4 protein-coding genes and 1 pseudogene are annotated in these 6396 nt (G+C 71.6%); 1 reads left to right on the forward strand and 4 read right to left on the reverse strand.

Annotated features, from left to right (window positions below; genetic code table 11):
• Positions 1-110: 110 nt before the first annotated feature.
• Positions 111-389: pseudogene (locus HUU95_RS05625) on the forward strand (aldo/keto reductase); the annotation flags it as partial.
• A 219-nt stretch (positions 390-608) separates the two neighbouring features.
• Here the strand turns inward: HUU95_RS05625 and HUU95_RS05630 are convergent.
• The 4 genes from HUU95_RS05630 to HUU95_RS05645 form a co-directional block, all read right to left on the reverse strand.
• Positions 609-1937 (reverse strand): MFS transporter, encoded by a 1329-nt coding sequence (locus tag HUU95_RS05630; protein WP_254602644.1) that lies wholly within the window; start codon positions 1935-1937, stop codon positions 609-611.
• 16 nt (positions 1938-1953) lie between these two features.
• Positions 1954-3810, reverse strand: coding sequence for a bifunctional sugar phosphate isomerase/epimerase/4-hydroxyphenylpyruvate dioxygenase family protein (locus tag HUU95_RS05635; protein ID WP_174279217.1), 1857 nt, complete (start codon positions 3808-3810; stop codon positions 1954-1956).
• A complete protein-coding gene (locus tag HUU95_RS05640) occupies positions 3807-4925 on the reverse strand; it encodes a hypothetical protein (protein WP_174279218.1) in 1119 nt (372 codons plus the stop codon). The genes HUU95_RS05635 and HUU95_RS05640 overlap by 4 nt, the downstream gene beginning before the upstream one ends.
• A partial coding sequence (locus tag HUU95_RS05645) for a carboxylesterase/lipase family protein (protein WP_174279219.1) occupies positions 4926-6396 on the reverse strand: 1471 nt, incomplete at its 5' end.

Here is a 6396-nt window from a genome sequence, read left to right on the forward strand (position 1 = left end):
ACAGGTCTCTCATCCACGGTCTCCTCACGGAGCCTGAATCAGATCGCGACGCTCACATCAATGGGTCCTGACCCTAGACCCGCGCCCACGCCGTCCACCCGATCGCGGCGGTGCAGAGCGAATACTCGCCCGCATCGCGCAACGTCGAGGTGGCGGTGCTCGAGACCTGCCGCGCGCTGGGCATCGCGCTGGTCGCTTTCTCGCCGGTGTCGCGCGGCCTGCTCGCGGGCGGCGTGCGCGATGCATGGTACGAACCGGGCGACATACGGGCGGCGATGCCGCGCTTCGTGGAGCCCGGCCTGTCGCGCAACCTGATAGTGGTCGACCGGTTCGACGCGATCGCGCGCGACTGCGGGCTGACACCCGCGCAGCTGGCGCTCGGCTGGCTGCTGGCGCAGGGGCCGGACGTCGTGCCGATCCCCGGCACGCGCAGCCTCGCGCATCTCGAGGGAGAACCTCGCCGCGGCGACGCTCGCCCCTCCGGCCGACACGATCGCCGCGGTGAACGCGCTGTTCCCGCCGAACGCGCTGGCCGGCGCGCGCTACCCGGCGGCGATGCAGGCGCAGATCGATACCGAACTGCTCCCCGACGAGGAACTCGCCACCGTCTAGTGCGCCGCGTCGTCCTGCGCGGGACCCTGCCGGATCGACAGGGTCAGCAGCGCGGCGGCGACGAGCGGCACGGCGTAGATCGCGAAAATTTCGGTGGTCGACACGCCGCCGCCCACCAGCAGGCCGCCGACGACCGGGCCGGCCACCGCGCCGATGCGGCCGACGCCCAGTGCCCATCCCACGCCCGTCCCCCGGATCGCCGCCGGATAGAGCCGGACCGCCAGGCCCCAGAAGCCGTTGAATCCGCCCTGCACCGTCACGCCGACCATCAGCGCTGTCGCCAGCGTGAGCCACACGGGCATCGCGACGCCCCCGAACACCAGCATCGCCGCCGCCGCCGCGATCAGGAACAGCGCGATCACGCTGTTGAGGCGGAAGCGCACGGCGAGCGCGCCGACCAGCGCGGTGCCGACGAACGCCCCGAGGTTGTAGATCGCGCCGGCGTAGATCGCCTGGTCCACCGGCAACCCCGCCCGGTTGGCGAGCTTGGGAATCCACGAGATCACAAAATACAGGTCGAAATAGCCGAGCGTCACCGCCGTCCAGAGCAGCACGCTGTTGCGCGCGAGGCCGCCGGCGAACAGCGCGCCGACGGCGGTGCGCGACGTCTCGGGGGTGCGCGACGGCAGCGCGTCGAGCACGGCGAGCCCCATCGCGCCGTACACCGCGTTGAGCCGCGCCAGCCCATGCCGCGCCCGTCCGCTCGCCAGAAAGGCCGGCGATTCGGGGAGCAGCGCAAGCGCGACAAGCATCAGGACGGCGCTGAGCAGGCCGATCGCCATGAACAGCGTCGCCCAGCCCGACGCGGCCAGGAACCAGACCGCCGCGAAGGCGGTGATGATCGACGCGAAAGGCCAGCCGGCTTGCACAATCCCGACCGCCAAGCTGCGATGCCGCGCGGGGGCGAACTCGGCGGCCATCGCCGTCATGCACACGCCGATCGTGCCGACGCCGACGCCGACCGCGAGCCGCGCGAGCATCAGCTCGACGACCGACCGCGCGAGGCCCGAGGCCAGCATCGCCGCGGCGACCAGCGCCAGCGCGCCGAGGATCATCGTGCGCCGGCCCAGCCGGTCCGCGAACGGCGCGACGACCAGGCAGCCGATCGCCATGCCGGCGAGGCTGGCGCTGAACAGCACGCCCAGCCGCTCGGGGCCGATCGCCCATTGCGTCGACAGGATCGGTGCGACGAACGACATGACGAGCAGGTCGGCACCGTCGAGCATGTTGAGCACGAAGCAGAAGGCGACGACGAACACGCGCGTCCCCGTCCATCGCTCGTCGGCGCCGATGGCCGTGGTTGCCGATCCGATCGCAAGGTCCACGGGGTAGTCCTTCCTGTCAGTCGATCACGGTGGGCGCGCGGAACCGGCTCTGCGCCGCCAGTCGGATCGGCGCGTTCGGGCCGCCATAGCCGTCGTAGCCGCCGCTGCGCTCGACGAACTCAAAGAAGAAGGTCTTGTGGAAGGCGCGGCTGTAAAGCTGGCGGAAACGACCCAGCCCCTCCTCGTCAATCATCAGGTCGTGGTCGCGCAGCAGCGCGGCGGCGGCAGGGTCGAGGCCGAAGCGCACCACAGCGTCGTCCTGGTAGTTGGCCGGCACGGGAAGCTGCTCGATGCCGAGCGCGGCGAGTGCGGGCGCGGCGACGTCCATGTCCTCCACCCCGAGCGCGACGTGCTGGAACCCCGCGCCGAACGACTGGCGCAGGAAACGCGCCGACAGCGCCTCGCGCGCGTCGGTGCCGTTTAGCGTAAAGCGGAAGCTGCCGGTCGCGTTCTGGATGGCCTGGCTCTGTACCAGCCCGTTGGGATCGATCACGTCCTGCGCGCCGGCAACCTCCACCTCGAACAGCGCGCGCCAGTAGAGCTGCCAGGACAGGAACTCGTCGTTGAGGACGGTCGCGGCGAGATGGTCGATGCCGGTTACGCCGACGGACGCCGCCTCTGCGTCGCCAACAGGGATGAACTCGTCGGCCCAGATCCGCGGCGCGGCGACGCGGTCGAGTACGTACACCAGCGTACCGGCGACGCCGCGCAACGCCGGCATGGCGGGCACGTCGCTCACCTCGCGCACGAAGCCCAGCGCGTCGGCCCGCGCCATCGCTGCGGGCCCGTCCGCCACGACCAGCCCGATCGCGCAGATCGCTGTTCCGTGCAGCGTCCGGTAGGCGGCGGCAAATCCGGTCTCCTCATAGTTCAGGACGAAGTCGGCGCCGCCATTGCGCCAGTGCTCGACGGCCTTGGCTTGGTGACGCCCGACCAGCCGAAACCCCGCCGACCGCAGCATTCCCTCGAGCGCCTGGCGATCGGCGGTCTCCGCCGCGAACTCGACGAACGCGATCCGCTCGATCCGCGCGCGAGCCGGCATCGAAGGCGCGGCGCCGATGGCGCGATGGGCGGCGTCGCGCAACGCGTCGAGCGAGCGGACGCCGTCACGCGCGACCAGCAGCGCCGAACTGGCGCGGAACCGGTCGTTGAAGATCTCGAGACTCAGCGGTCCCGCGTAGCCGAGCCGCAGGATCTCCGCGACATATTCGGTCAGCGCCAGCCCGCCCTGCCCCGGCAGGCTGCGGAAGTGGCGGCTCCAGTAGAGATGGCCCATGTCGAGCAGCGGCGCGTCGGCGAGCTGCACGAAGACGATTCTGGCGGGATCGATCTCGCGGATCGACGTGCTCGGCACCCCGCGCGCCAGCGAATGGAAGCTGTCGAGGATGATGCCGATGTTGGGATGGTCGACGGCGCGCACGATCTCCCAGGCGACGCGATGATCGTTGACGTGGACGCCCCAGGCCAGCGCCTCGTAGCCGACCGTGATGCCATACCGCGCCGCGAGCTCGCCCAGGTCGCGCAGGTCGACGACGATCCGGTCCCGGTCCGGCGACGCCAGCGGCGAGCAGTTGGAGCAGAGCAGAATGCGTGAGCAGCCCAGCTCGCGCATCACCGCGAATTTCTGCTCGATGCGGGCGAACGCCCGTGACCGCCACGGCTCGGGCATGCCTTCCAGGTCCCGGAACGGCTGGTAGAGCAGGCACTGGAGGCCCAACTCGTCGAGCAGCGCCCTGACCTCGTGCGGGGTCATCGCCGAGGCCAGGAAATCCGTGTCGAAGATCTCGACACCGCCATAGCCCGCTTCGGCGGCCGCGCGCAGCTTGTCCCCGAGCGTACCGCTCAGCGAGACGGTGGCAATCGCGTTGGTCATGGCGTCTCCTGGCCGATGCCGATGGTCGATGCGGGCCAGCCCCGAACGAGGGCGAGCCGTCCTGCCTGGAACGAGCCTAGCCACAGCTCGCCATTTGCGATCGCCGCCGCCGACAGGCCGTTGAAGCCCGGTTGCGGCCGGCCGTAGGCGACGGTCGCGATGCGGCCGGCGGGTCGCAGCAGCTCGCCCACGACCCAGCCGCGATGGCACAGCATCGGATCGGCGACGCCGTCGACCACGCGGCGCAGGCCGCCGCAGGCCGGCTCGTCCAACCGCATCCCCGCGAGCAGCAGCCGGCCATCGCTCCAGTGAATGTTGTCGGGCATGAAATCGGGCGCCTCGATCCGCGCGACGGGCCGCCGCGTGTCGGCGCGGTCGAACACCACGACCGCGTGCCAGCCGAACGCGACGACGTAGAAGCGGTGCTCGTCCGGGTCGGTCTCGAGCCCGTTGTCGCCGGGCAGCTCGGTCCCCGGCAACAACGCGAAGGCGGAGTCGCCGGGTCGCCACTGCCACACGCCGCCGGTCGCACGGCCGGCGACGAAGTCGGCGATCGTGGTCCCGGGCCTGGTCAGGACGGTCGCCAGCACGGAACCGTCGGCAAAGGCAGCGACCGCATTGCCGACCTGCCCGTCGGGCATCGGTAGGCAGCCGCGCCACGTCAGCTGCGGCGCGGGCCCGTCGGTCGCCCCCGTCACGGCGACGTCGAACAACTCGATCGACTGCCGGCCGCCGTGGTTGACGACCAGCAACAGCCACCGATTCGGGCCTGTGCGTCGCAGCGACAGACCGCGAGCGTTAAACAGCGCCGGGTCGACCGGCCCGGGGCAATGTGGATACGCGCGACGGTCGAACGCGATCCGATCCGGGGCGCCGTCATACCATCGCGCCGCCGTGCGGGCCGGGCCATCGACCAGCTTCAGCCCAGCACCCGGCGCAAAGCCGCTGGCGATCAGCCAGCGGGTGCCGGGGATGGCGACCACGTCCTCGGGCTTTTCCGGGCCGCAGACATAGGCGAGTTCAGTGTCGCTCGGACAAGGGGGCGCCGGGCCCTGCGCGCGGGCAGCGGCCGGCAGCAGCGCGAGCAGTCCGCCGAGGAACAGCCTGCTCCTCATCTAGTCACGCGGACGAGTCGGCGTCCGCGGGGCCGGCGCGGCGAACAGCGCCATGTCGGCGATGTGCGGCCACGCAACCACCGCGCTGGCGGGGGCCAGCCGGACAAGTCGCGGTGCGGCCGGGTCGAACGTCGGCCAGCGTCCGATCGTCGGGCTCGCCGGCGTGCCGGTACGCGCGAACGCGAGCAGCGCGGCCGCCATCTCGTCTTCCAGCGCCACGTCGCCCGACTCCCACGCCCGTGTCGGGCGAAGGAGGTTCAGCGACGGCCGGGTGCGCAGCCAATACGGCACGTCGCCGCTGTGATAGGCGCCCACCGTCGCCGGATCGTGATCGCTGAAGGTGATCCCCGGCGCGTACGGCTGGCGACGGGTGAAGAAATAGCCATAGGCCGGCTGGGTGCCGTAGCGCGCCTGATACAGCGCCCATTCGGTCATCTGCCGGCCGACTGTCGAGTCGCGTGCGATGTTGGCGGCGGCGCGGGCGGCGTCGGGATCGGCGTAGGCGGCGAGGATCGCGGGCGTGGCGCCCTCGCCGAAGCGTGCGCGCACCGCCGCCGCCAGCGCCGCGCGATCTGCGACCGGACCCAGCGGCCGGAAGCTCTCGTCGCGGGTATAGCCGATCAGCACCGGCACGTCGTTCTGGCCCCTGTCGGCGAACACCCGCTCGGCGGGCCCGGTGACGATCTGTCCGTCGACGACGATCGGATCGCGCGGGGTCTTCGCCGCCGCGACGACGTCGCCCGGCAGCGCCCGGAGCGCGGCGAGCGAGGTTGCGCCGAGTTCCTTTTCCAGCGCCAGACCCTGCGCCTCGGCGACGCCGAGCGGTGCGGGGCCGAGCATGCCGCCGAACGGGCTGCCGCTCATGCCGACGGCGCGGCGGAACAGCCCCCTCGCCGCCGGGCTGGTCTGCAGCAGCGCGACCGACATCGATCCAGCCGACTGGCCGACGATCGTGACGTTGCCGGGATCGCCGCCGAACCGCGCGATGTTGCGCTTCACCCAGTCGAGCGCCGCGATCTGGTCCATCAGGCCGTAGTTGCCCGACCCGCCGTTGCCGGACTCGCGGCCGAGTTCGGGCAGCGCGAGGAAGCCGAGCGGGCCCACGCGATAGGCGATGTTGACCCGCACGACGCCCTCGCGCGCCAGCGGCTCGCCCGAATAATTGGCCATGCTCGCCGAGCCGATGGTGAAGCCGCCGCCATAGATCCATACGATCACCGGCGCGCCGTGCGCCGCCGCGGGTGCCCAGATGTTGAGGTAGAGGCAATCCTCGCTCGTCGCCTCGACCCCGAAATAATGGTTCTGCCGATCCCCGCGCAGCGGCTGGAGGCATTCGGGCGCGAACCGGTCGGCGTGACGGATGGCGGTCCATGCCGCCACACGCTGCGGCGGCCGCCAGCGCAGGTCGCGCACCGGCGGCGCGGCGAACGGCACGCCCAGCCAGGCCGACACGCCCGAGGGCAGCACGACG

It is taken from the genome of Sphingomonas bacterium, from assembly GCF_903643065.1.
Classification (GTDB): domain Bacteria; phylum Pseudomonadota; class Alphaproteobacteria; order Sphingomonadales; family Sphingomonadaceae; genus Sphingomonas.